At 73.9% G+C, this 25638-nt stretch carries 19 protein-coding genes, 1 tRNA gene and 1 other RNA gene; 14 read left to right on the top strand and 7 right to left on the bottom strand.

The annotated features are described in order from the left end of the window. The first annotated feature begins 119 nt into the window (after positions 1 to 119). Entirely contained in the window at positions 120 to 1610 is a 1491-nt protein-coding gene (locus G5V58_RS21230; protein ID WP_165237034.1) for a potassium/proton antiporter, read from the top strand. Here the strand turns inward: G5V58_RS21230 and G5V58_RS21225 are convergent, their stop codons facing one another. After that, positions 1611 to 2138 (bottom strand): LytR C-terminal domain-containing protein, encoded by a 528-nt coding sequence (locus G5V58_RS21225; protein WP_165237032.1) that lies wholly within the window; start codon positions 2136 to 2138, stop codon positions 1611 to 1613. Positions 2139 to 2148: 10 nt separating this feature from the next. After that, positions 2149 to 2445 carry a type II toxin-antitoxin system VapB family antitoxin gene (locus G5V58_RS21220; RefSeq protein ID WP_165237030.1) on the bottom strand — a complete coding sequence of 99 codons (297 nt, stop codon included), beginning with the start codon at positions 2443 to 2445 and terminating at the stop codon, positions 2149 to 2151. A gap of 62 nt (positions 2446 to 2507) precedes the next feature. Here G5V58_RS21220 and G5V58_RS21215 point away from each other — a divergent pair, with 62 nt between their 5' ends. Beyond that, entirely contained in the window at positions 2508 to 4208 is a 1701-nt protein-coding gene (locus tag G5V58_RS21215; RefSeq protein ID WP_165237028.1) for a helicase HerA-like domain-containing protein, read from the top strand. A gap of 62 nt (positions 4209 to 4270) precedes the next feature. Here the strand turns inward: G5V58_RS21215 and G5V58_RS21210 are convergent, their stop codons facing one another. Both G5V58_RS21210 and G5V58_RS21205 read right to left on the bottom strand, forming a co-directional pair. After that, positions 4271 to 8449 (bottom strand): S8 family serine peptidase, encoded by a 4179-nt coding sequence (locus tag G5V58_RS21210; RefSeq protein ID WP_165237026.1) that lies wholly within the window; start codon positions 8447 to 8449, stop codon positions 4271 to 4273. A gap of 134 nt (positions 8450 to 8583) precedes the next feature. Then, positions 8584 to 8784 carry a hypothetical protein gene (locus G5V58_RS21205; protein ID WP_165227624.1) on the bottom strand — a complete coding sequence of 67 codons (201 nt, stop codon included), beginning with the start codon at positions 8782 to 8784 and terminating at the stop codon, positions 8584 to 8586. Positions 8785 to 8938: 154 nt separating this feature from the next. On the opposite strand from G5V58_RS21205, the gene G5V58_RS21200 reads away from it, so the two are divergent. After that, positions 8939 to 9439 (top strand): nuclear transport factor 2 family protein, encoded by a 501-nt coding sequence (locus tag G5V58_RS21200; RefSeq protein ID WP_165237024.1) that lies wholly within the window; start codon positions 8939 to 8941, stop codon positions 9437 to 9439. Between the two features lie 164 nt (positions 9440 to 9603). Here the strand turns inward: G5V58_RS21200 and eccCa are convergent, their stop codons facing one another. After that, a complete protein-coding gene (gene eccCa, locus G5V58_RS21195; RefSeq protein ID WP_165237022.1) occupies positions 9604 to 13698 on the bottom strand; it encodes a type VII secretion protein EccCa in 4095 nt (1364 codons plus the stop codon). A gap of 170 nt (positions 13699 to 13868) precedes the next feature. Here eccCa and G5V58_RS21190 point away from each other — a divergent pair, with 170 nt between their 5' ends. The 7 genes from G5V58_RS21190 to G5V58_RS21160 all read left to right on the top strand — a co-directional run bounded on the left by G5V58_RS21190 (position 13869) and on the right by G5V58_RS21160 (position 20738). Continuing rightward, complete coding sequence (locus G5V58_RS21190; RefSeq protein WP_165237020.1) at positions 13869 to 15242, top strand: hypothetical protein; 1374 nt, start codon at positions 13869 to 13871, stop codon at positions 15240 to 15242. A 126-nt stretch (positions 15243 to 15368) separates the two neighbouring features. Further along, positions 15369 to 15698, top strand: coding sequence for a WXG100 family type VII secretion target (locus G5V58_RS21185; protein WP_165237018.1), 330 nt, complete (start codon positions 15369 to 15371; stop codon positions 15696 to 15698). A 31-nt stretch (positions 15699 to 15729) separates the two neighbouring features. Then, positions 15730 to 16038, top strand: a complete 309-nt coding sequence (locus G5V58_RS21180) for a WXG100 family type VII secretion target (RefSeq protein ID WP_165237016.1) — start codon at positions 15730 to 15732, stop codon at positions 16036 to 16038. Positions 16039 to 16142: 104 nt separating this feature from the next. Continuing rightward, positions 16143 to 17501, top strand: a complete 1359-nt coding sequence (gene eccD, locus G5V58_RS21175; RefSeq protein ID WP_165237014.1) for a type VII secretion integral membrane protein EccD — start codon at positions 16143 to 16145, stop codon at positions 17499 to 17501. A 3-nt stretch (positions 17502 to 17504) separates the two neighbouring features. After that, positions 17505 to 18962 (top strand): type VII secretion protein EccB, encoded by a 1458-nt coding sequence (locus tag G5V58_RS21170; protein ID WP_165237012.1) that lies wholly within the window; start codon positions 17505 to 17507, stop codon positions 18960 to 18962. Positions 18963 to 18969: 7 nt separating this feature from the next. Then, positions 18970 to 20265, top strand: a complete 1296-nt coding sequence (locus tag G5V58_RS21165; protein ID WP_165237010.1) for a S8 family serine peptidase — start codon at positions 18970 to 18972, stop codon at positions 20263 to 20265. After that, on the top strand, positions 20262 to 20738 hold the full coding sequence (locus tag G5V58_RS21160; RefSeq protein WP_230486815.1) for a ribonuclease H family protein: 477 nt from the start codon (positions 20262 to 20264) through the stop codon (positions 20736 to 20738). The genes G5V58_RS21165 and G5V58_RS21160 overlap by 4 nt, the downstream gene beginning before the upstream one ends. Here G5V58_RS21160 and G5V58_RS21155 read toward each other — a convergent pair. Then, positions 20684 to 21271, bottom strand: a complete 588-nt coding sequence (locus tag G5V58_RS21155; protein WP_165237008.1) for a hypothetical protein — start codon at positions 21269 to 21271, stop codon at positions 20684 to 20686. The two genes, G5V58_RS21160 and G5V58_RS21155, sit on opposite strands and share 55 nt — an antisense overlap. Positions 21272 to 21392: 121 nt before the next feature. On the opposite strand from G5V58_RS21155, the gene G5V58_RS26175 reads away from it, so the two are divergent. Next, positions 21393 to 22727, top strand: a complete 1335-nt coding sequence (locus tag G5V58_RS26175; RefSeq protein ID WP_230486814.1) for a helix-turn-helix transcriptional regulator — start codon at positions 21393 to 21395, stop codon at positions 22725 to 22727. Positions 22728 to 22756: 29 nt separating this feature from the next. Here G5V58_RS26175 and G5V58_RS21145 read toward each other — a convergent pair. Beyond that, a tRNA-Ser gene (locus G5V58_RS21145) sits at positions 22757 to 22845 on the bottom strand. A gap of 89 nt (positions 22846 to 22934) precedes the next feature. Between G5V58_RS21145 and ffs the strand changes: the two genes are divergently transcribed. The 3 genes from ffs to G5V58_RS21130 all read left to right on the top strand — a co-directional run bounded on the left by ffs (position 22935) and on the right by G5V58_RS21130 (position 25622). Next, positions 22935 to 23024, top strand: an RNA gene (gene ffs, locus G5V58_RS21140) — signal recognition particle sRNA small type. Between the two features lie 41 nt (positions 23025 to 23065). Next, entirely contained in the window at positions 23066 to 23434 is a 369-nt protein-coding gene (locus G5V58_RS21135) for a metallopeptidase family protein (RefSeq protein ID WP_165237006.1), read from the top strand. A 76-nt stretch (positions 23435 to 23510) separates the two neighbouring features. Then, positions 23511 to 25622, top strand: coding sequence for a DNA polymerase III subunit gamma and tau (locus tag G5V58_RS21130; protein WP_165237004.1), 2112 nt, complete (start codon positions 23511 to 23513; stop codon positions 25620 to 25622). Positions 25623 to 25638: the final 16 nt, after the last annotated feature.

Here is a 25638-nt window from a genome sequence, read left to right as displayed (position 1 = left end):
GTCAGTGTGAGGGGGACCTTGGCGCCCCGGGCGTTGGAATGCGCGAACCCGTGCGCCGACGAGGTGCGGCAAGCGGACCGATAGGGTGAGGTCCCGCCACCCCGACCGCCCGAGGTGACATGTCGATCGATGTCCACCAGCTCGACGTGTTCGTGCTGTGGGGCTCGGCGGTCATCTTCGTGGCGATCCTCGCCGTCCGCGTCTCCAGCCGGACCCGGCTGCCGTCGCTGCTGCTCTACCTGCTCATGGGCGTGGCCATCGGCGAGGCGGGGCTCGGGATCGGCTTCGAGGACGCCGAGCTCGCGCACTCGTTGGGGTTCGCGGCCCTCATCGTGATCCTGGCCGAGGGCGGTCTGACCACCACCTGGCGTGACCTGCGGCCGTCGATGAAGCTCGGACTCTCACTCGCCACGGTCGGCGTGGTGGTGAGCGTGGCGATCGTGGCGGTGGCCGGGCACTACCTGCTGGGGCTCCGCTGGGAGCTGGCGGTGCTGCTGGGTGCGGTCACGTCGCCGACCGACGCGGCGGCGGTGTTCTCGGTGCTGCGCGTCGTACCCCTGCCCAAGCGGCTCACCGGCGCGCTGGAGGCCGAGTCCGGGTTGAACGACGCCCCGACGATCGTGCTGGTCACCATCATCTCGACGGGTGCGCTGGCCGAGCACGGGCTGCCCTACAACGTCGGGCTCGTCCTCTACGAGCTGCTGGCCGGCCTGCTGCTCGGCCTGGCCGTGGGGTTCGCCGGCGCCTGGGTGATGCGCCGCGCGGCGCTGCCGTCGTCCGGGCTCTACCCGCTGGCGGTCATGGCGCTGTGCTTCCTGTCCTACGGCGTCGCGGCGGGGGTGCACGCGTCGGGCTTCGCGGCGGTGTACGTCGCGGCGCTGGTCCTCGGCAACTCCGAGCTGCCGCACCGCGCGGCCACCCGCTCCTTCGGCGAGGGGCTGGCCTGGCTGGCCCAGATCGGGCTCTTCGTGATGCTCGGGCTGCTGCTGTCGCCGGGGCGGATCGAGCTGTCGACGGTGGGGTACGCCGTCGTGGCCGGTCTCGTCCTGACCTTCCTGGCCCGCCCGGTCTCGGTGGCCGTGAGCGCGGTCGTGCAACCGATGCCGTGGCGGGAGCTGTCCTTCATCTCCTGGGCCGGGCTGCGCGGCGCCGTACCGATCGTGCTCACCACGATCCCCCTGGCCGAGGGCGTGGACGGCTCGGAGCGGCTCTTCGACATCGTCTTCGTGATGGTCGTGATCTACACGCTGCTGACCGGACCGACGCTGCCCGCGGTGGCGCGGACCCTGCGGGTGGCCCGGCGCTCGGAGCCTCGCGGGCTCGACATCGAGGCGGCGCCGCTCGAGCGGGTCGCTGCCGACCTGCTCCAGGTCAGCATCAGCCCGGTCTCGAAGATGCACGGCGTGGAGGTCGGTGAGCTGCGGCTGCCCCGCGGCGCCTCGATCTCGATGATCGTGCGCGACGACGAGACGCTGGTCCCCGAGCGGCGCACGGTCCTGCGCCACGGCGACGACCTGCTCGTCGTCACCCCGCGCCGGCTGCGCGACAAGACCGAGGAGCGGCTGCGCCAGGTCAGCGCGCGCGGGCGGCTCGCGCAGTGGCTGGGCTGATCAGCCGACGGGCGGGCTGCACACCACTGCGTCGTCCTTGACCTTGAGGGCGTCGGGACCGTCGGCCTTGACGTCGCCGAACGCGTCGCCGACCACCAGGGTCACCCCCGGCACCGGGCTGGTCACGTCGTCGCGGACCGGGACCTTGCCGACCCGCCGCCGCACCAGCGTGGCCGCCGGGCTGTCGGCGTCGGTGACCCAGATCTCGGCCGGGTCGGTGAGCGACGTGCCGGACGGGGCGTTGCCGGCCTTGCCCGCCGCGAACCCCGCGTCCTCCAGCTGCTGCATGGTGCGCGCCGCCAGTCCCTCACGACCGCTGGCGTTGAGCACGCTGACCGTCACGTCCTGGACCGCCAGCTCGGCGCCGGCCTGGTAGGAGGTGTCGACGCACACCGGCGCGTCCACCTTGCCCGGGAACGGCTCGGTCACCTGTGCCCACCCCCACGTGACCCCGCCCAGCAGCAGGACCAGCAGGAACGCGAGCGTGATGAGGGTGCGCACCTTCGCCGTCAGCGTCGACCACCACATCGCGGGCGCCTCAGCCGGCCATCGTGTGGACGCGGGCGTGCAGGACGTTGCGCTGCTGCAGCGCCGCGCGCAGGGCGCGGTGGAGGCCGTCCTCGAGGTAGTACTCGCCGTGCCACTCGACCACGTGCGCGAACAGGTCGCCGTAGAACGTCGAGTCCTCGTCGAGCAGCGCCGCGAGCTGGAGCGTGTCCTTGGTCGTCACCAGCTCGTCGAGCCGGACCTGCCGCGGCGGCACCGCCGCCCACCCGCGCGACGACAAGCCGTGGTCGGGGTACGGGCGCCCCTCACCCACGCGCTTGAAGATCACGCGCGCGATACTACGAGACCGTCCGCTCGGCGAGCCTCGGCCGCGGTCCTAGGGTGGAGCGCATGAGCGAGACGCCGGCCCAGCCAGCTCCCGAGCCCGCCGCCGAGCCTCTCGAGCCGGCGGCACCCGCGGCACCCGCGGCACCGCCGACTCCCGCTCCGGTGGCGCCCGCACCCGAGGCACACGCCGACAGCCCGATCGTGCAGGCGGTGGCGCCGGGGTACGCGTTCAGCGGCGCCGCGCTCGAGCTGGGCGGGCTGATGCTCGACGCGACCACGCTCACCGACACCCACATCCGGATCCCGCTCGGCATGCTCAACCGGCACGGGCTGGTGGCCGGCGCGACCGGCACGGGCAAGACCAAGACGCTCCAGCTGATGGCGGAGCAGCTGAGCGCGGCCGGGGTGCCGGTCTTCGCCGCCGACATCAAGGGCGACCTCTCCGGCCTGGCCACGCCCGGTACGCCGAGCGACAAGCTCTCCGCGCGGACCGCGAGCGTCGGGCAGCAGTGGACGGCGACCGGCTTCCCGGTGGAGTACTACGCGCTCGGCGGCCAGGGCACCGGCGTACCGGTCCGGGTGACCATGTCGGCGTTCGGACCGGTGCTGCTGAGCAAGGTCCTCGGTCTCAACGACACCCAGGAGTCCAGCCTCGGGCTGGTGTTCCACTACGCCGACCAGGCCGGGCTGCCGCTGCTGGACCTGGCCGACCTGCGCGAGGTGCTGAAGTACCTCACCAGCGACGACGGCAAGGCCGAGCTCAAGGAGCTGGGCGGGCTGTCGTCGGCCACCGCTGGGGTGATCCTGCGTGAGCTCATCACGTTCTCCGACCAGGGTGCGGACGCGTTCTTCGGCGAGCCGGAGTTCGAGTCCAGCGACCTGCTGCAGGCGGCCCCGGACGGTCGCGGCCTGATCTCCCTGGTGGAGCTGCCGAACCTCCAGGACCGGCCGGCGGTCTTCTCGACGTTCCTCATGTGGCTGCTCGCCGACCTGTTCCACGACCTGCCCGAGGTCGGCGACGTGGACAAGCCCAAGCTGGTCTTCTTCTTCGACGAGGCGCACCTGCTCTTCAACGACGCGTCCAAGGCGTTCCTCGACCAGATCGCGCAGACCGTGCGGCTGATCCGCTCCAAGGGCGTCGGCGTCTTCTTCGTGACCCAGAGCCCGACCGACGTGCCCGACGCCGTGCTCGCCCAGCTCGGCTCGCGCGTCCAGCACCAGCTCCGCGCGCACACCCCGAACGACGCCAAGGCCCTCAAGGCGACGGTCAACACCTACCCGAAGTCGGCGTACGACGACCTCGGCGAGGTCATCACCGGCCTCGGCATCGGCGAGGCCGTCGTCACGGTCATGGACGAGCGCGGCGCCCCGACCCCGGTCGCCTGGACCCGCCTGCGCGCCCCCGAGTCGCTCATGGGCCCGAGCGACCCCGCGGCCATGCAGGCCACGGTGGCCGCGAGCCCCCGCAACGCCAAGTACGCCGCCGTCATCGACCGCGAGTCCGCCCGCGAGCTGCTCGCCGCCAAGCTCGAGGCCGGCGCCCAGCAGGCCGCCGCCGACCGGGCGGCCGCCGACCAGGCCAAGGCCGACGCCAAGGCGGCCAAGGAGGCGGCCAAGCGGAAGCCGACCTCCACGCGGCGGGCGCCCGAGCCCGAGGAGGGCGTGGTCACCCAGGTCGTGAAGTCCAGCGCCTTCAAGCAGTTCATGCGGACCGCCGCCGCCGAGATCGCCCGCGGCATGTTCGGCACCGGCCGCCGCCGGTAGGTGAGGACGACGAAGGGCCCCGCGGGGGACCGGCGGGGCCCTTCGTCGTCCGGCTCTCGGGATCAGTCGTCGTCGACGATCTTCCCCTTCACCGTGGTCGGCCCGGCGAAGGTGCCGTGCGCGATCGCGAACAGCAGGAGCGAGAGCTTCTCGTTCCGCTCCGCCCGCCTGTCGCCCTTGACCAGGACGGTGATGGTGGCCGTGGTCGCGCCCGGGGCGACGGTGACGGTGCCGGAGGCCTTCTTGTAGTCCGAGCCCGCCTTGGCCGTCAGGTCCTGGGTCGCCCAGGTGAAGGTCACCGGGACCGACGTCGGACCGCTGAGTGAGACCGCGAAGGTCAGCTTCTGCTTCCCCTTGTCGCCCTCGGTCACCTTGGCCTTCTTGACCGTCACCGACGGGACCGCCGGAGCCGGCGGCGTCGGGGGTACGACGGCGTCCTTGACCGTGCCGGTGGCCGTGGCCTTCCCGAGCACCGGGGCCACGGGCGTGCCGCCCGGTCCGGAGAGGATGACCACGACCGTCTCGTCGGGCTCGACCGCCGTGTCGTTCGCGGTGGCGACTGTGACCACCTGGGTGGCGGGGTCACCGGGCGCCCAGGTGAGGGTCCGGTCGACGGCGGTGTAGTCGCCGCCCGCGCTCGCCGTGCCGCCGCCGGTGGCGATGTGCACGCTCACCGGGCCGGCGCGGTCCGGACCGGAGAGGGTCACGGGGAACGACAGCGTGCCGCCCTCGGAGACCGCTGGGGCGTCCGCCACCGCCACGGTCAGCGGCTGACCGCCGTCGGTGATGCGCGCCGTCACGGCCGCCGACACCGGGATCGTCGATGCGCTCGCAGCGACCGTGAAGGTCTCCTCGCTCTCGGCGATCCCGTCGTCGACGAGCGGGATCGCGACGTGCTTCGTGGCCGGGTCGCCGGGCGCCCAGGTCACGGTCACCGGCGCCGGGTCGAAGTCCGCCGTCGCCGTCGCCGTGCCCGCCGTCGGCGTGAAGGTCACGCTGTGCGGCGCGGCGTCGGGGTGCAGGAGGGTGACGGGGACCAGGACCGATCCGTCCTTCTCGCCGGTGACCAGCGGCGGCAGGACCTGGACCGACGGGCCGGGCGCGGAGCAGGCCGGCTGCACCAGCGGCGCCACGTCCAGAGACCACCCGGTGATCGACCCTGCGTCCGGCGCCTCGACGTCGGTGGCGTGCAGCTTCCAGACCCCGCCCGAAGACTCGCCGGTCAGCGCCGACAACGGCTGCTCGGGGCGGATCGACCCGGTGAACGGGGCGACCCCCGCCGAGATCGCCGCCGCCGCGGCGTCGTCGAGGACGGTGCCGGAGAAGTTGTCGCCGTTGCCACCACGGCGGCTGACGAGCAGCACCGAGTGGCCCGATGGAGCGACGAGCGTCAGCACGAGGTCGCGGTCGTAGGCGTGGGTGATGGTGGGCTTGACCCGAACCCCGCCCACCGGCGCACCGCCGGCGACCGTGACGATGGAGTCGACCCCTGCCGCGCTGGCGTCCGGGATGCTCTTCGGCACGTCGGTCGAGGGTGTCGTCGTCGCTGCGGCCCAGTCGGGCACCATCGCCGGCCCGACCCGCAGCGTCGTGTCCTCGACGCTGGTCCGGCCACCGGCGGTCCACGTGTGCCGCAGCGTCACCGTGCCGCCGCAGGTCGCGTCGTCGGCGAGCTGCACGACGTACTGCTGCGTGTTGGTCCCGGTGGCCTCCGGAGCGACCGCACCGTAGGGCGAGGTGCCGCGGACCACCGTGGCGCTCCCACCCACGACGGTGAGGGTGCCCGTGCCCGCGGCCGACGCGGCGTCCCCGCCGTTGAAGACCGACGCGTCGACGGTCACCGTCTCGCCGCGCTCGAAGGTGGTGTTGGCGTCGAAGTCGGAGTCGTGCACGACGACTCCCGCTGCCGCGGGGTTGGCGGCGGGCGTCGGGGCGGGGTCGACGTTGCTCGCGGTGAGGGCGAAGTCCTGGTCCAGGGCCGAGCCGTTGCCGGGCACACCGTCGCCCGCGATGTTCGCGGCGCGGACGCTGACGGAGACCCGACCGGTCGTGCCGGCGGGGAGGAAGACGTTCTCCACGTTGTTCTTGGCGTCCGCGGTGCCCCCGGTGGTCGACAGCCCACCGGCGAACACGTTGCCGCGGTAGAGGTGACCGTCGACGGTGACCCGCAGGTCCAGGTCGTTGACGTACGCCGCACCCGTGGTCGGCCCGGCGGCGTCGGTCCAGGCCAGGGTGACCCGCACCGGCTTGGTCGGGTCCGTCACCGTGAGCTGGACGCCCTGCTGCTGACCCGAGGCGGTGAGGACGGTCGACTGGTCGGCGACGTAGCGGTGCGTCGCGCCGCCGAACAGCTCGCCCAGGTTCGGCACGCCCCAGCCCTGGTTGTTGCTGGGCAGGGTGTCGCCGGTGTCCTCGCCGTCGAGGTAGCGCGGGGCGTTGACGAGCAGCGCCTTCAGCATGGCCGGGCTGGCGGTCGCGCCGGGCTGGAGCACGCGCCCGTAGTAGTTCTGGACCAACGAGGCCGCGCCGGCGATGGCCGGCGTCGAGTGCGAGGTGCCCGAGGACCAGGTGTACAGCGTCTGGCCGACCGGGTGGTAGCGGTTGTTCGCGCCCCCGTCGCCGCACACCCCGCCGCCGGTGTACCCGGTCGCCTGCGACGCCGGCCCCATGACGTGGGTGCCGGCCGCGACGACGTCCGGCTTGGAGCGGCCGTCGCTCGTCGGCCCGCGGCTGGAGAAGGTCGCCATGTCCGAGTCGTCGTCGGCGTTGCCCTCGGCGCAGCCGTCGAGCGTCCCGTCCTCCCGGACGTTCTCGGTGGCGCCGACGACCAGGACGTTCTTGGCCGTCCCGGGTGAGCCGATCGTCGTGGGGCCCGCACCGTCGTTGCCGGCTGAGAAGACGTGCAGCATCTGCTGGTTGCCGCCGGCGGTGCTGGAGGCGTCCCGGGTCAGCAGGTCGTAGGCCCGGGCCGACGCGTCGTAGGCGCCGTTGACGCTGGCCCCCCAGGAGTTCGAGGTGAGCCCGGCCCCGGCGGCGTACGCCTTGGCCACGACGCCGGCGTCGGAGTTCCCGCAGGCGCTGATGCTGTAGCTGCCGCTGTTGCGGAAGATCTTCACGCCCGAGACCCGGCCGAACGGCGAGACGCCGAGGCCGTACTTGTAGCCGCGTGCGTCCTGGTAGGGGTCGGCGTCGGTGTCGTTGTAGCCACCGACGATCCCGGCGTTGAGGTTGCCGTGGCCGGCGCCTCCGTCGGCGCTCGCGTCGGCCGTGCAGTTGTCGTTGCCGGTCAGCCGCGAGCCGTTGGCCTTGACGCCGGTGCGGTAGAAGTCCGCGTGCAGCGGCGCCACCGAGCCGTTGTCGATGCCGTCGTCGACGACCGCGACCTTCGGGTACGCCGCCGGGTCGTTCACGAAGCCGTGACTCGCCAGCCAGGTCAGGTAGCCGGGCCCGGACGGGACGGTGACGCCGCTGCTGGACGTGGTGACCATGCCGGCGAGGAGCTGGTCCTGCGCCTCGTCGGTCAGGTGGGGGGCGACGTACGGCTCGACGTTGACGACCGCCGGGAGCTGCGCGATGTCGTCGACCTGGTCGCTCGGGACGGTGAGCGAGACCGTGCGCAGGCCGCCGAGTGCGTACTCGTCGCGCAGCACCGTGCGGCCCGCGGTGACCGCGTCGAGCTCGCTCGCGCCCGCCGGGACGTCGACGGTCTGCACGGTGACGTCGACGGTCGCGTCCTTGGCCACCAGATCGGGCGAGACGCGGTAGGCCGGGTCGAAGGGCGCGCTGTACACCACCGACTTCCCCGCGCGGGCCTGTCGGTCGAGCTTGCTGACACCGGCGTCGGACGTCCAGATCAGGTAGGCGTGGTCGGGGATGTAGGTGACGACGCGGCCGGTGGCCGCCAGGTCGTCGTACCAGGCGGGTCGGGTGGGGCCGGCGAGCTGGACCAGGCGCAGCTGCTGCCCGCCGTCGGTCGCGATGGCCGGCGTGTGCGTCGCCGGCACGGGGACGCTGGTGTCGACGTCGACGCCGCGCAGGTGGATGTGGCCGTCGGCGGCGCGGGAGGGGTCCTCCGGCGCGGGCGCGGGCTCGTCCGCGCGTGCGCCGGTCGTGCTCACCGGTGCGGCGGCGGCCGCCGCACCGGTGGTGGTGCTGGGTCCGAGCGCGAGGACGGCAGCGGGCAGGCTCAGGGCGAGCCCGGCCACCCCCCACCGCAGCGTGGACGTGGGCGTGCTCGACACGTAGAGGTCCCCCCTGGCCGACCCGGGCCGGCGTCGCTCGTCGAGGCCGGTCAGACGGGTGTGCCGTCACCCTCGCAGGGGATGAGAGGGGTGACTAGACCCCATCGGGGCGGTGCTACCCCAGTCCGAACGGACTATGCGGACCAGCGCAGCGAGTCGCTGACCAGGTCGGCGAGGGGGTGCACGCCCTTGAGGTCCTCGCGCTCGGCCATGAGCCGGGCCAGGGCCTGCGCGTGGCGGTCCTTGAGGGTCTCCCGCTGGGCGCGGATCCGCTCCAGCTGGGAGTCGACGTCGGTGCGAGCACTGGCACGGTGGGTCGTCGTGGGGTCTGCCACTGCGGCCTCCTGTGGTCGGGCCGGGCACCCGAGTCGCGCCGGCTGATCGTGTGTGGGTGGCTCTAGTTTTAACGATCCAGAATGCCGCGAGGTTGACGCCGGGTTACGAGACATTTTCACCGTGCCCCGGACGAATTGCACTACGTTGCCGCAGGTGACCGACTCCGGCATCGACGACGTCCTGGCCCTGCGGGCCCTGCTGCAGCAGGAGCGCGAGGTGCGCGCGGTCTGCGAGCTGAAGTACCGCTACCTGCGCACGCTCGACACCAAGGACTGGGACGGCTTCGAGTCCTGCTTCCTGCCCGAGGCGACCGGCGACTACAACGGCCTGGTCTTCGGCGACCGCAGCGCGCTGGTCGGCTACATGCGCGAGAACCTCGGCGAGGGGCTCATCACCCTGCACCAGGCCCACCACCCCGAGATCGAGGTGGACGGCGACACCGCCACCGGCAGCTGGTACCTCTACGACCGCGTGATCGTCGAGGCCTTCTCCTTCATGCTCGAGGGTGCGGCGATCTACTCCGACCGCTACGTGCGCACCCCGGAGGGCTGGCGGGTCGCGCACACCGGCTACCACCGGACCTTCGAGGCGACGTACAACCTGGGCGACCTCCCGGGCTTCAAGCTCAGCGGACCAGGAACCCACACCCACTGATCATCGGCGGCGACTCCGTCGCCGCGTGCTCGGCGCGCTCTCACCGAACCGTCCCGAGCACCGCCTCCTCGCGGGCGCGCCGCGCTGCGCGCGTCTGGCCGCGAGGACGCGGCACTCGGGACGGTCCGGCGCGCCGAGCCTGCCTGTCGGCTCGGCGTGGGCAGTCAGAGCGTGGGCTCGGAGTACGCCATCTGGACGACCTCGACGCCGCGCTCGCGGGTGATGAGCCGGCCGCGGCCGGGAGGCGCCGGCTGGGCGCGCAGGTTGCCGAGCAGCGGGCCCTCGTCCGGGCTGCCGGAGAGCATGAGCCCGGGCATGGCCAGGTCGCGCATGGTCTGGATGACCGGCTCGTACAGCGCGCGCGAGGCCCCGCCGGAGCGGCGGGCGACGGCGACGTGCAGGCCGACGTCGCGGGCCTGGGCCAGCAGCGGCTGGAGGGCGGCGACGGGCGAGCTCTGCTGGGTGGCGACCAGGTCGTAGTCGTCGACGAGCACGAACACCTCGGCGCCGGTCCACCACGAGCGGCTGCGCAGCTGGTCGGGGGTGACGTCGGGGCCGGGGATGCGGTTCTCGAGGTACGTCGCGAGGTCGCGCAGGGCGGGCTGGGCCTGGTTGGCGGCGGTGAGGTAGTTGAGGAGGTACTCGTCGGGGACCTCGCCCAGCAGCGCGCGGCGGTAGTCGACGACGACGAGCTGCGCCTGCTGCGGGGTGCGGGTGCGCATGATCTCCCGGGCCAGCCCACGCAGGATCGAGCTCTTGCCGGACTGGCCGTCGCCGAGGACGAGCAGGTGGGGCTCGGCGTCGGGGTCGAGGGCGACCGGGGCGAGCTCCTTCTCGTTGATGCCGAGCAGCAGCGGGTGGGCGCCCTTCTCCTCCTCCGGGAGCGTGTCCGGCGCCCCGGCCTGGGCGCGCACCTGCTCGAGCATGATCCGCTCGGGCAGCAGCCGCAGCTTGGGGCCGGCGGGGCCGGTCCAGGCCTCGGTGACGCGGCGCACCAGGTCCTCGACGCCCTCGCCGAGGTCGTCGGCGGAGGCGCCCCCGTCGATGCGGGGCAGCGCGGAGAGGAAGTGCAGCTTGCTCTGCACCAGGCCGCGTCCGGGCCGGCCGGTGGGCACCAGCGAGGCGATGCGGCGGTCGATCTCGGAGTCGAGCGGGTCGCCGAGGCGCAGCTCGAGGCGGCTGCCGAACATGTCGCGCATCGCGGCGCGGAAGTCGGCCCAGCGGCTGGTCGCGGCCACGATGTGCAGGCCGAAGGTGAGCCCGCGGGTGGCGAGCTGCTGGATCTCCATCTCGAGGTCGTCGAAGTCGGCGCGCAGCGTGCTCCAGCCGTCGACGACGAGGAACACGTCGCCGTACCCGTCGTCGGCGCGGCCCTGTGCGCGCCGCGAGCGGTAGGTCTCGATGGAGTCGATGCCGTTGGCCCGGAAGTAGGCCTCGCGGCGGTCGACCACGCCTGTCACCTCGGCCACGATCCGGCTGACCACGTCGGGCTCGGAGCGGGTGGCCACGCCCGCCATGTGCGGCAGCCCGGCCAGGCCGGTGAACGTGCCGCCGCCGAAGTCGAGGACGAAGAACTGGCTCTCCAGCGGCGTGGTGGTCAGCGCCATGCCGGTGACGATCGAGCGCAGCACGGTGCTCTTGCCGCTGCGCGGACCGCCGACGACGGCGACGTGGCCGGCCGCGCCGGACAGGTCGATGGAGAGGGTGTCGCGGCGCTGCTCGCGCGGGCGGTCGACGGTGCCGAGCGGCACGACCAGGCCGCCGAGCGCACGCCACTCCTGCGAGACCAGGCCGAGCTGCGGGTGCGGTGCGAGGTCGGCCATCAGCTCGTCGAGGCTGTCCGGCACGTCGAGCGGCGGCAGCCACACCTGGTGGGCCTCGGGGCCGTGGCCGAGCATGTGCTCGACGGCGATGTCGAGCAGCGACTCCTGGCTGTCGTCGTTGACCGGCGTGGGCTCCGGCTCGGGCTCGTCGACGGGTACGTCGAGCTGGAGCACCTCGGAGATCGTGAACGGCAGGATGCCCTGGAGCTTGCCGCCCTCGTCGCGGCGTACGCGCACCCGGCCGGAGGGCGGGCCGGAGACGTAGGCCGCCTTGAACCGGACCATCGTGGTCGGGTCGGGCTTGAGGTAGGCCAGGCCGGGGATCGGGGGGAGCTCGTAGGCGTCGGGCACGCCGAGCACCGCGCGCGACTCCTGGGCGGAGAAGGTGCGCAGGCCGACGCGGTACGACAGGTGCGACTCGAGGCCGCGCAGGCGGCCCTCCTCGAGCCGCTGCGAGGCGAGCAGCAGGTGCAGGCCGAGCGAGCGGCCGAGGCGGCCGATGGCCACGAAGAGGTCGATGAACTCGGGCTTGGCGGCGAGCATCTCGGAGAACTCGTCGACCACGATGAACAGCGACGGCAGCGGCTCGAGGTCCTCGCCGGCCGCGCGGGCCTTCTCGTAGTCGCGGATCGAGGCGAAGTTGCCGGCCGCGCGCAGCAGCTCCTGGCGCCGCACCATCTCCCCGGACAGCGCGTCCTGCATGCGGTCGACGAGCGTGAGCTCCTCGGCGAGGTTGGTGATGACCGCGGAGACGTGGGGCATCTCCGACATCCCGGCGAACGTCGCACCGCCCTTGAAGTCGACCAGGACCATGTTGAGGTGCTCGGGCGAGTGCGTCATGGCCAGCCCGAGCACGAGGGTGCGCAGGAACTCCGACTTGCCGGAGCCGGTCGCGCCGATGACCAGGCCGTGCGGACCCATGCCCTGCTGGGCGGACTCCTTGATGTCCAGGTGCACGAGCGCGCCGCCGTCGCCGGTGCCGATCGGCACGCGCAGCCGGTCGCGCGCGGGCCGCTGCTGCCAGGCCTGCTCGGGCTCGAAGTGGTGCACGTCGCCCAGCGCGAGCAGCTCCATGAAGTCGACGTCGCCGCCGGCCTCGGCGCTGGTGGTCTCCACCACGCCGCTGACCGTGTGCAGCGGCGTGAGCCGGCGGGCGAAGGCCTCGGCCGTGGCCAGCGGGCACTGGTCGACCTTGGCCCGGATCACCTCGTCGCGCAGCCGCAGCGCCTGGACCGGGCAGCGCCCGTCGACGGGCGCGCCGTCGAACTGGTCGTCGAAGAGCAGCCGCAGCCGGGTCGCGTCCTCCAGCTCGTCCCAGCGCACCGGCAGGTCGAGCACGGTCACCCCGTGCACGCCGTCGGGCGGCAGCACGTGGTTGCCGGGCGGGAGGGTCACACCGTCGACCACGAACAGGATGTGCGGGGAGGCCGGGCGCTCGTCGGCGCCGAAGCGGGGCCGTTCGGCCAGGTCCGAGGGCAGCAGTGCGGCCAGCTCGTCCAGCGACGTCGAGACCATCCGGCGCGGGCCGACCGCGTCGGTCTGCTGGGCGCTCTGCGCGTGCGGCAGCCACTTGACCCAGTCCCAGTGCGCGAGGTTCTGCTCGCTGGTGAGCACCGCGACCACGAGGTGGTCGGGGGAGTGGAACGACGCCGCGGAGCAGATCACGGCCCGGGCCAGCGAGCGCGCCGGCTCCTCGGGGCCGCAGACCTCCACACGGTCGAAGGCGCGCAGGTCGATGGAGGCCGGCAGGTCGGGCTGGAGCCGGTGCACGACGAGCAGCCGGTGCAGCGCCGAGGCGGCGGCCGGGTCGACCTGGTCGATGGGCGCGCTCTCCGGCGGGATCAGCTCGAGCGACAGCGGCTGGTGGCACACGCCGTACCGGACGTGGAGGAACTGCCCGTCCGAGGCGTTGTGCTCCCACACCCGGGTGCGGTCCTCGGCGATGGCGGGCAGGGCGGCCGGATCGGGGTGGTGCCAGGTGAGCGCCCGGCGCTGCTGGTCGGCGGCCTCGCGGGCCAGCTGGCGCACGTTGCTGAGGTAGCGGAGGTACTCCGTGCGGGTGCCGGTCACCTGCTGGATCCGCTGCTTGCGCTGGCGGTCGATCTGGACGATGACGAAGCCGAGGGTCGCGAAGAGGAACATGCCGGCGGCGATGTACTGCTTGCCGCCGGTCGAGGCGCCGCTCATGGTCGCGACCAGCACGATCGAGCCCAGCGAGCCCAGCATCGGGATCGCGTTCATGAGCACGCCGCTGGCGCCCTCGGACTGCTCGATCTGCGGCGGCGGCTGGAGCTGGAGCTGGCCCTGGGGCAGCTCGGGCTCGTCGAGCCGGCCGCCGCGCAGCAGGCTGCCGGTCGCGCCGGGCTGGGCGCCGGGGACTCCCGGGCCGTCCGGGGTGGTCGACGAGGTCCCGGTCGCCGAGACGGCGGGGGTCATCCCGCCGGGCTGCGGTGGTGCAGCGACGCGCGGCACCGGGGCCGGGCGGTCCGTCGTCGTCACAGCGCTCCCTCGTCAGCGGATCCCGACGATGATAGGTCTGCCCCTCTGCCGGGGAACTAGTCTCTGCGAAGTCCGCGGTCCCGGTCGGGGGCCCGAGGGAGGTGCGCATGAGCGTGGACGGCGGCCGTCGCCTCGCGCACACCACGCTGGCGCTCACCGTCCACGGTCCCGCGGGCGCGGTCGACCTCGTGGTGCCGCCGGCGGCCTCGGTCGACGACGTCGCCCGGGAGTACGCCGCGAAGGCGGGGCTGCAGTTCGCGCCGGCGCTGCACACCCGGCTGGGCGAGCTGCTCCCGGCGGACTCCTCCCTCACCGACCTGGGCGTGCGCAGCGGCGCGGTCCTGGCCGCGGGCGGGGCGATCCGGCGCCAGGCCGGCGACCACCGCCCCGAGCCCGAGGCGCCGCCGCCGCCGGGAGCGTTCTCGGTCGCCTGGTTCTCGGTGGCCGTGGGCGTGGCCGTGCTGGCCGGGTGGTTCGGCTCCCGCGTCGGCGGTCTGGACACCGTCGAGGGGCAGCGGACCGTCGGGCTGCTCGGCGTCTCGGCCCTCATCGGCGTGCTGCCGATCGGGCGGCTGAGCGCGCACCGGATGGTGGCCGCGCCCGCCTTCGCCGCGGCCGCGGCCTTCGCCGTCCTGTGGTCGCCCGAGCCCGAGCGGCTGCCCACGGTCGTGGGCGTCACGGCGCTGGTCGCGGCGGTCGCGGCCGGCGTGGCCCGCGCCCTGGACATCCAGGGCGACGAGGCGCTGCGGGTGTGGATCTTCGTCGGCGTCGGGCTGTTCCTGGTCACCGGCGCTGCGGCCCTGCTGCACGCCGACGGCCGGGTGGTGTGGAGCCTGCTGCTCGTCGCGGCGACGCTGGCCGCGCGCTTCGTGCCGGCGCTCGCGGTCGACGTGCCCGACCAGTACCTGCTCGACCTCGAGCGCCTCGCGGTCACCGCGTGGTCGGCGCGTGACCGGCCCTCCGGACGGCGCGGGCGGATGGTGGTCCCGCCGGCCGCCGTGGCCCACGTGGCCACCCGCGGCCAGCGCATCATCACCGCGTCCGCCGCCGGGGTGTGGGTCGTGGTCGCCGTCTCGGCGCCCGTCCTGCTCGCGACCGCGACGCTCCCGGTCGACCGGGTGGGTGCCCGCGTCCTCGTCGGGCTCGCCGGGGCCGCGCTGCTCCTGGCCGCGCGCAGCTACCGGCACGCCGCCGCGCGGACCATGCTGCGCGGGGCCGGCCTGACCTGCTGGGCGGCGCTGGCGGTCGTCGTGCTCCGGATGCTCGACACCCCTCAGAGCGTGGCCCTCGGGGTCGTCGGCGTGGTCCTCGCGGCGCTGCTCGTGGTCGTCGCGGTGGCCACCGGTCGGGGCTGGCGCTCGGCCTGGTGGTCGCGGCGCGCGGAGGTCGCCGAGGGGCTGGCCGGCGCCGGTGCCATCGCGGCCCTGGTGGTCTCGTCCGGTCTGTTCCGAGCCCTGTGGGAAATCAAGTTCCGCGTTTAGCGCCCCAGGCCCCGGGTAGACCGGTGGTTGTCCGGATCACAGTCGAGATCCGAGCCCCAAGCGCAAGACAACAACCACAACTCGGGTGGCTTCATCGTGCCGCTCAATTGAGAAGGGATGTGCGACATGGCGACGCCAGAGATGAAGGCAGGCGACAGGACACTCTCCCGCGCGGCGAGCATGGTCACGACGGCCAAGGCCGACTTCGACAAGCTCTCCGCCACGCTCTCGGACAACATCCTCGCCCAGCAGGGCAAGTGGCAGGGCCAGGGCGGCAAGGCGTTCTTCAACCTGCACCAGGCGTGGACCGAGAAGCAGAACAAGATCGTCCAGGCGCTCAACGAGTTCGAGAACTCGCTGACCACGACCGAGCGGGACAACATCAACACCGACCAGCAGCAGTCGGACTACATGGCCAAGAACCACAGCCGTCTCGACGGCGTGAAGCAGTACTGACCGAGACGACTGGACGAAGGAGACAGCTGACATGACCGGAACCGGCTTCGACGGACTCGTCGTCAACCACGGCGGCCTCAATGAGGTGACCGACCACCTGCACAAGATGGTCAAGGACATCGACGACCGCATGAACAACCTGGAGAAGGACCTGGCCCCGCTGCAGAGCGAGTGGTCCGGTAACGCCCAGCAGGCCTACACCACGGCGAAGAACAAGTGGGACACCGCGATCGCCGAGATGATGCAGCTCATGAACGACATGGGCACCACCGTGGGCACCTCCAACCAGGAGTACCACGCGGCCGACATGCGTGGGGCGAACTCGTTCCAGATCGGCTGACGCACGCACAGACTCGGGAGGACCGGCGCGGATGCGCCGGTCCTCCTGTCGCGTGCTCGCACTGCCATTAGAGTCACCGCCGTCCGCACGCCCCGGGAGGTCAGATGAGCCAAGCGCCCGTCAGCCAGTCGGGACTGGTGCGCGTCAGCGTGTCCTCGGGGACCCGGCGCGTCGACCTCGTCCTGCCCGGCGCGGTCCCCGTGGCCGAGCTGGTCCCCGAGCTGGCCCGCAGCGTCGGTCTGCTCGACGCCGCGACGGTGTACGGCGGCTACCGGGTCGTCACCGCCGACGGCCGCTCCCTGGCCCCGGAGGTCGGGCTCATCACCCAGGGCGTCGAGGACGGCGGCCTGCTCACCGTCTCGGCCGGCGTGGACGAGGCCGCCCCGCGCGTCTACGACGACGTGGTCGAGGCGATGACCGACGTCGTCGAGCGCGACCTGCAGCCGTGGGCCCCGGCCTCGGGCCGGCGTACCGCCCTGGTCGCGGCGGCCCTCCTCATGACCCTGGGCGCGGTCGCCCTGCTCATCCAGTACGAGTCGCTGCTCGCCGGCGTCGCGGCCACCGTGGTCGCCGTCGGGCTCGTCGCCGGGGCGATCGTCTTGTCGCGAGCCCAGGACGAGGCCGAGGCCGGCGTCGCGGTGACCTGGATGGGCTGCACGTACGCCGCCCTGGCCGGCCTGATGCTCGTGCTGCGGCAGGACGGCGACTTCTTCGGGCTGCCCGTCGCGGCCGCCGGCGCGGGCGCGCTGCTGGCCGGTCTGGTCTGCGTGGTCGGCCTCGGCGAGGGCCGCACCCTCGCGCTGCCGCCGGTGGTGGTCGGCGCGGTCTTCCTGGCCACCGGCCTGCTGACCCGGGCCGGCTCCTTCGACCCGGCCGTGGTGCTCACCACCGCGCTGGCCGTCGTCGTGCTGGCCGGCAGCGTCTTCCCGTGGCTGGCCCTCGGCGCCACGGGCACCAAGATCGACCAGCTCTTCGCGCCGGCGGACATCACCGCCGACCCCGAGGAGATCGACCCGGCCCGCGTCGCCGCGGACGCGCGGGTGGCCCACCAGATCCTGGTCGCGATCTCCTCGACCGTCGGGCTGCTGCTGGTGCTGGTCGCGCCGCTGGCGGTCAGCCTCGGTCTGTCCGGGACGCTGCTCGCGGTCGTCTCGTGCCTGGTCGTCATGCTCCGGACCCGGCAGTACCGCACCGGCCAGGAGGTGCTGGTCGGGCTCGGCTCGGGCATCGCCGGGCTGATCGCCGTCGGCGTCTCGCTGCTGTGGATGCACCCCGAGTGGCGACCGACGGTCGCGGTCACCCTGGCCGCCACCGGCGCCGTGCTCCTCGCGGCCACCCTGATCCCGGGCACGGCGTCGCTGCGCCGCGGCCGCCTCGGCGACGTGGCCGAGACCCTGTGCCTGCTGGCGGTGCTGCCCCTGGTCGTGCTGGCCACCGGCATCTTCGACGCGGTGCGGGGCTGAGCGTTGGCGACCAAGAAGGACCTCGTCGAGGCCTACTCGTTCTCCCGGCGCCGGCTGGTCACCGCGTTCCTCTCCGGCGCCCCCGGCGGCCGTGAGGTCGAGCCGTCCCGGCCCGGCCGCACCGTGGTCGGCGGCCTGGCCCTGGCCGTGCTGCTCGTGGCCGGCGCGGCCATCGCGTCGGTGCTGGCCACGCGGACCCCGGAGGACTGGAACAAGATCGGGATGATCTCCAGCCGGGAGCGGCCCGCGCCGTACGTCATCCTCCAGGAGAGCGAGCACCCGACCCTGATCCCGGTCATCAACCTGACCTCGGCCCAGCTCATCCTGGGCGCGGACGCCAAGGCGACCTTCGTCGACCAGGACGTCATCGAGGCCCAGACGCCGGGTGACCCGATCGGGATCGCGGGCGCCCCGCAGTCGCTGCCGGAGACCGACCAGTTCATCCAGTCCGGGTGGACGTCCTGCACCAGCGACGGCGCGGGCGTGACCACCGCCGTCTCGCCCGACAAGCTGGTCCGCACCGGCACCACGCTCGGCACGGTGGTGAGCAGCGGCGGGGAGTACTGGGTGCTGGCCACGTCCTCCGACGAGGACGACGACCGGCGCACCTACCGCTACCTGCTCCCGGCCTCGCCCCGTCCGAACAAGTTCGACCCCTCCGACGAGCTGCTCACCGGCATCGGCCTCAACGCCCGCAGCGAGGCGCCCGAGGTGCCGCTCCCGTGGCTCGACCTGTTCCCCGAGGGCGGGGAGCTCGGCGAGGGTGGCTTCGACCTCGAGGACGCCGGCCAGCCGCTCGACGACCCGGCGTACCCGCCCGAGGCGCGGGTCGGCGACTACATCGACGACGACCAGGGCGTCCCGCTGATGCTCACCAAGGACGGCCCGTCCGAGCTCAGCCCGTTCGCCTTCCAGGTCCTCCAGCACTCCCTGCTCGGCAAGCGCCACCTGCCGACCAAGGAGATCGAGATGCCGCGGCCCTCACAGAGCTCGCCGGGTCGGCTGTTCACCCGGTCGAACTGGCCCGAGGCCCCCGTCCAGCGCACCACCGGCGACCCGTGCGCGCGCCTGGTCGCCGAGCCCGGCACCCCGCCGCGGGTCCAGCTCGCCGAGGACCCCCAGGGGCTGGCCCAGCCGGACCCCGACCTGGAGCCGGACCAGCTCCAGGTGCACATCGACCCGGGCCACGGCGCGTTCTTCACCCTCGGCGACTGGGACGACGACAGCGGCAGCCAGGACTACGTCATGGACCCGCGCGGCAAGACGTTCCTGCTCATCGGGAACGACACCCTCGCGGCCGTCGGCTACGACCCCGACGACGCTCCCGTCGTGCCCGACTCCTGGCTCAAGCTGTTCGACAAGGGCGTGGAGCTCTCGACCAGCAAGGCGCTCTGCCCGCCGGAGCAGCCCGGCGAGGACGAGGCCACGCCGGAGAACTGCCAGAAGCCCCCGGGCTCGTGAGCGGCTCGTGAGTCGCGCCCGCACCGCGGCCGTTGCGGCCGGAGCCGGGCTGGTGGCGTCCTGCCTGGTCGTCGCGGGCCCCGCGCCGGCGTACGCCCAGAGCGTGGACTGCACCCAGATCACCCCGGACGCCGTGCCCGAGAGCCCGCTGCAGGCCACGACCGACAACAAGCCGTTCGAGGAGATGGACGTCCAGCGCGTCTGGGACCGGCTCGGCTCGCCGGACGCCGCCGGCAAGGACGTGACCGTCGCGGTGCTCGACTCGGGCGTCGTCACCGACGGCACCTCGATCCCGGTGCTGCCGGACCGGCCGCCGGCCGGGGCCAAGGCGCCGCCGTCGTACTACCACGGCACCGCGGTGGCCGGGCTCGTCGCGGGCGCCCCCGACGCCGAGGGCAACCCGGTCGGCATCGCGCCGGGCGCGAAGATCCTCGACGTGCAGGTGTACGACGACCCGACCCAGGACGCCTCCGACACCAACGCCCTGCTCGACCCGGCCAACGTGGTCGCCGGGCTCGACCAGGTCCTCCAACGCGTCGACCAGCTCAACGTCAAGGTCGTCACCATCGCCCTCCAGCTGCCCGACGACGCCGGGGTGGACGACCGGATCGCGCAGCTGTGGCAGCGCGGCGTCGTCGTCGTGGCCCCGACCGGCAACCGCCCGAGCGGGGAGAGCGACCTGCCCGAGCTCCTGGGGGAGGAGTACGAGGCGCACCGGCCCGGCGAGGACGTCGCCGGGCTCATCCACCCCGCCGACCAGCCCGACGTGGTCGGCGCCAACTCCACCGTCGCCGGCGCCGACGGAGACCCGGACCCGACGGCGCCGGTCCTGGAGAACTCCGACACCGACGTGGCCGTGCCGACGGCCTACGCCACGTCGTACTCCCTGCTCGGCGGCACCTGCTACCTCGCCGTCCCGGCCACGTCCTGGGCGACCGCGGAGGTGAGCGGCGTGCTGGCGATCCTGGCCTCGGCGCACCCCGACGACAACCCGGCCCAGCTCGTGGCCCGGCTGCGCTACACGGCGGCCGGCCGCACCGACCTGCCCAACACGCTCGTCGGCGCCGGCGTGGTGCAGCCCTACCAGGCGCTGACCCGGCCCATGGAGATCGACACCGACGGGACGGTGCTCTCGGCCGGCACCGTCGTGGACCAGCCGCAGGAGCTCTCCGTGCCCGAGGAGCCCGCGGACGTGCTGGCCTCGACGCGCGACAACGCCGTGTGGTGGGGGCTGGTCGCGGGCGGGCTGCTGCTGCTCACCCTCGTCCTGCGTCCGGTCCTGGCCCGGCGGCGGCGCTCGTGACGCCGGCGTACTCCCGCGCCCGGCGCCCGCGCCCGGCCGACATGGCCGCGCCGCCCGGCGCGCGCGAGGTGTTCACCGACGGCGCCTGCTCGGGCAACCCCGGCCCCGGCGGCTGGGCGTGGGCCGTGGACACCTCCGTCTACGCCTCGGGCCACGAGGCTGCCTCGACCAACCAGCGCATGGAGATCCGCGCGGCCTACGAGGCGGTGTGCGCGCTGTCCGGTCCGCTCGTGGTCGTCTCGGACTCGACGTACGTCGTCAACTGCTTCCGCGACCGCTGGTACGCCGGCTGGCTCGACCGCGGCTGGGTGAACTCCGCCCGCAAGCCGGTGGCCAACCGGGACCTCTGGGAGCCGTTCGTCGAGCTGTTCCTGGCCCGCGGCGACGTCTCCTTCCGGTGGGTGAAGGGTCACTCGGGTCACCCGATGAACGACTTCGTGGACCGACTCGCGGTCGCCGCCTGCCGTCCGTAGGTCGGCGGCTGCCAGAGCAGGCTGCCGAAGCCGAGCACCAGCACCACGTTGGTGCCCACGGCCAGGGGCGCCAGGTTCCCGATGTGCGCCACCGGCCAGGCCAGCCCGGCCAGGACCGCCAGCAGTCCCGGCACCCGCGCGCCCAGGCGCAGCAGGGCCGCGCCCTCGAGCACCAGGGCCAGCGGGAAGAACAGGCCGAGCGGCTTGATGAGGGTGGCGGCGCCCGAGCGGTCCACCAGCTCGACGTCGCCGTACGAGGTGTGGATGGAGTCGAAGCCGTAGGCGACCGCGCCGGCGCAGCCCACCAGGCCGGCCGCCACCAGCGCGATGCGCAACAGCGAGCCCTCGGGCAGCCACGAGGCGACCCGCAGGGCGAGGAAGGCGTAGGCGATGGAGGCCAGCACGGCCAGGACGCCGGCGGCGCCGTCGTCCCACCCGCGGGCGGCGTACGTCGTGTCGGCGGCGAGGTAGGCCACGGGGGCCACCACGAGGGAGGCGTTCAGCAGGGACTGCTCGAGGTGCGGTGAGGTCATGGCTCGACGCTGGCCCCGGCCGGAGGTTGCGCACCACGGGGCTGGCCCTGGGCCGGACCGTGCTGCTGGTCCAGGGTTCTCCCTGCTGCCGCTGAGGGGCTCGTGGTGCCACGATGCGGTCGTGCCCACCACCCGGCCGCGCGGGCTCGGTCCGCTGCTGGCGCTCTGCGCCGCCCTGGTGCTGGTCACGACCGGGCTGGCGCAGGGCTGGTGGCTGCCGAACCTGCACAACGGGCTGCTCGGGCTGTCGTTCACCGCGGTCGGCGGCTACGTCCTCCACCAGCGCCCCGGCCACCTCGAGGGCCGCCTGATGCTGGCGGCCGGGCTGGTCGAGTCGGTCCTCTTCCTCGGCCGCCAGCTCGGCCACGGCGACACCGTCGCCCACGTCGACTGGTGGGCGTGGGCCGGCGTCTGGCCGGTGCCGCTGGCGATCGGGCTGACCACGCTGGCCGTGCTGTGCTTCCCCGACGGGCGGCTGCCGTCGGCGCGCTGGACGCCCGTGGCGCTGGTCGTGGTCGGCCTGGCCCTGCTGGCCGCGGCGGTCTCGGCGCTGTGGCCGGTGGGGTACGCCGCCGCGGACCTCACCACCGCCCACCCGCTCACCGGCTCGGCGCCGAGCGCGGTCAGCCGCCTGTGGGACGTGGTCGTGCTGCCCTTCTTCGCCGCCTGCCAGCTGCTCTGGGTGGTCGCGCTCGTCGTGCGCTGGCGCGACGCCGCCGACCGGCGTCCCCTGGTCTGGCTGGTCGCCGGCGCCGGCGTCTCCGCGGGCGCCCTCGTCGTCGGCCTGGCCGTGGCCGGCTCGGCCCGCGCCGGCCTGCTCACCACGCCCCTGGTCCCGCTCGCCGCCGGGTTGGCCATCGTGCACGGGCAGCAGGCCGCGGCGTACTCCGCGCTGAGCTGGCTCTCCCGCGCCGAGCCCCACCAGCTGCCCGCGGCCCTGGCGCGCGCCACCGCCGAGGCCCTCCGCGCCCCCGCTGCCTCCCTCTGGCTCGGCCCCGCGGACCGCCTCGCGCCGGTCGGCCTGTGGCCGGAGACCGGTCCCGAACCCGAGCCGAGCACCCTCCCGACCCTCGCCGCGGCGTACGTCGTGCGGCCCGTCGGCTCCGGCGCGCTCGTGGTCGAGCGCACCGACCCGCTCTCGCGCGCCGAGGAACGGCTGCTCGACGACCTGGCCCGCCAGGCCGAGCTGGTCCTGGACCACCTCACGTTGCGCCGGGCCATCGCCGACGAGCGCCGGGCGGGGCACCTCGACGGCCTCACCGACCGCGAGCGCGACGTGCTCGAGCTCATCGCCCGCGGCTACTCCAACGCCGCCATCTGCGCCGAGCTCCACCTGAGCGTCAAGACCGTCGAGCCGGCCGTCGGCAGCATCTTCGCCAAGCTCGGCCTGCACGCCGACTCGGCCAGCAACCGGCGGGTGCTGGCCGCGCTGGAGTACGTGCGGTCAGCGGGCTGACGCGGTCTGGCCGAGGCGGTCCAGAAGAGTGGCGGAGGATAGGGGATTCGAACCCCTGAGGGCTGTTAACCCAACCCGCTTTCCAAGCGAGCGCCATAGGCCACTAGGCGAATCCTCCGCGCAGGAGCGTACAAGTGCCCCAGCGAGGCCGCCGAATCGGCATCCGTCGCGTTGGAGCCTCGGCGCGGGTGGACCTACACTCTCCGCAACCCCCCGTGTGGCGGCACCACGCTCAATCCCCCAGGGCCGGAAGGCAGCAAGGGTCGGCGCGCTCTGCCGGGTACGCGGGGGGCCTCTGCATTTTCTGGTCTCCTTCGGGGCGGCGGCAGGATCGGTGCGTGAGACCCGACGCCGTGCCACCCGACGACTTCGACGAGCTCGTACGCCGCGCGCTGGACCAGCTGCCGGACGAGGCGGCCGCCCTGGTGGCGCACATCGCGGTCGTGGTGCGCGAGGAGCCCGAGCCGGACGAGGTGGAGCCGGGGACGCTCTTGCTGGGGCAGTTCCGGGGGATCGCGCGCACGGTGGCGGGCGACCGGGTGCCGGGGTCGCTGCCGGACGTGATCACGCTGTTCCGGGTGCCGATCCTGCGGGTGTGCCGCAGCGTGGACGAGGTGGCGCCGCGGGTGCTCAAGGTGCTGGGGCACGAGGTCGGGCACGCGCTGGGGCTGAGCGAGGGCCAGCTGCGGGCCTACGGCTGGTACTGACGGCTGGTACCGACGCCCGGGACGGACGCGCACGCGGCTACCGGCCGTCGGTAGGGCCAACTAGGGTTCAAGGCAAATGGAGTCCCCTCTCGCCCTCTACCGCCGCTACCGGCCGGAGACCTTCGCCGAGGTCATCGGCCAGGAGCACGTCACCGAGCCGCTGCGGGCGGCGCTGGCCGCCAACCGGGTCAACCACGCCTACCTGTTCAGCGGCCCGCGCGGGTGCGGCAAGACGACGAGCGCGCGGATCCTGGCCCGGGCGCTCAACTGCGAGAAGGCACCGATCGCCGACCCGTGCGGTGAGTGCGAGAGCTGCCGCGAGCTGGCCCGGGGCGGCCCGGGCTCGATCGACGTCATCGAGATCGACGCGGCCTCCCACGGCGGCGTGGACGACGCGCGCGACCTGCGGGAGAAGGCGTTCTTCGCGCCGGTCCGCAGCCGCTACAAGGTCTACATCATCGACGAGGCCCACATGGTCTCGACGCAGGGCTTCAACGCCCTGCTCAAGCTGGTCGAGGAGCCGCCGGAGCACCTCCGGTTCATCTTCGCGACCACCGAGCCGGAGAAGGTCATCCCGACCATCCGCTCGCGCACCCACCACTACCCGTTCCGGCTCATCCCGCCGCGGCTGATGTCGACCTACCTGACCGAGCTCTGCGAGAAGGAGGGCGTCCGGGTCGAGGCGGCCGCGCTGCCGCTCGTCGTGCGCGCCGGCGGCGGCTCGGCCCGCGACACCCTGAGCGTGCTCGACCAGCTGATGGGCGGGGCGGGCGAGGCCGGCGTGACCCACGAGCTGGCCAGCGGCCTGCTCGGCTACACCCCCGACTCCCTGCTCGACGAGGTCGTCGACGCCTTCGCGGCCGCCGACGGCGCCGCGGTCTTCGGTGTGGTCGACAAGATCATCGAGACCGGGCAGGACCCGCGCCGCTTCACCGAGGACCTGCTGCGCCGCCTGCGCGACCTGGTCATCGTGGCCGCGGTGCCGGGCGCCACGGCCAGTGGTCTCATCGACGTGTCCGAGGACCAGGGCGAGCGGCTGGTGGCCCAGGCCGCCCGGTTCGGGGCCACCGACCTCAGCCGAGCCGCCGACATCCTGGCCACCGGGCTCACCGAGATGCGCGGGGCCACCGCGCCCCGGCTGCTGCTCGAGCTGCTCTGCGCGCGGGTGCTGCTGCCCGGCGCCGACCACAGCACCGACGGACTCGCCGCCCGCCTCGACCGGCTCGAGCGCCGCGTGTCCATCACCGGTACGCCGAGCGCGCCCCCGCCCGCCCGCGAGCCCGCGCCGCCCGCGCAGGACCGCCCCCAGGCGAGCGCCCACGCGGGCATCGGCACCCCGGTGCCCGAGGCCGACCCGGCCGGCGCGGTCACCGAGGCCTCGCCCGCACCGCGCGCCACCCAGCCCACACCGGTCGACGAGCCCGTGCCCACGGCGCCGGCCGCCCCCACCGCCCCCGCCGCGGCGGCCGCGCCCGCCACTCCACCCGCCGCCCCGCCCGCACCCGCGCCGGGCGGTGCCGCCGGCGGGGCGCTGAGCCTCGTCGACGTGCGCCGGCTCTGGCCCGACGTGGTCGAGTCGACCAAGACCCGCCGCCGGATGGCCTGGATCCACCTCACCCAGAACTGCCAGGTCGTGGCCCTCGACGGCAACGTGCTCACCCTGGGCTTCGCCAACGCCGGCGCCCGCGACAGCTTCGTGTCCAGCGGCTGCTCCGAGGTGGTCCACCAGGCGGCCATCGACGTGGTCGGCGCCGACTGGAGGATCGAGACCGTCGTCGACCCCGGCGCCGTGCCGGAGGGCACCCCGACCATCACCCGCGCGGCGACCGACCCGGTCCCGCCCGCCCCGCCCGCCCCGGCCGCTCAGTCCGCCCAGTCCGCCCCCGCCGACCCGGAGGCACCGGCGACGACCGAGGTCCCGGACGGCCCGCCGGCCTGGGCCACCGACGAGCCGGCGGCCGCGGCCGCACCCGCCGAGGCGCCGAGCGCGGCCCGCAACGCCGCGCGCGAGGCGATCCAGCAGACCCGCCCCCAGGGCGCCGAGACCCCGCGCTCGGACGACCTGGCCGCGGCAGACGCCGAGGCCAGCCGCGACGACGTCGACGCCGACCCCGACGGGGTCGGCACCGAGGACCTCCTCGCCCGCGAGCTCGGGGCGTCGATGATCGAGGAGATCAAGCACTCGTGAGCACCCCCAGACCGCA

Origin of the sequence: Nocardioides anomalus (genome assembly GCF_011046535.1) — a bacterium.
In the GTDB taxonomy this organism is placed as follows: domain Bacteria; phylum Actinomycetota; class Actinomycetes; order Propionibacteriales; family Nocardioidaceae; genus Nocardioides; species Nocardioides anomalus.
Note: the sequence above shows the minus strand (reverse complement) of the source record. Positions and strands in the feature narration are given on the sequence as shown.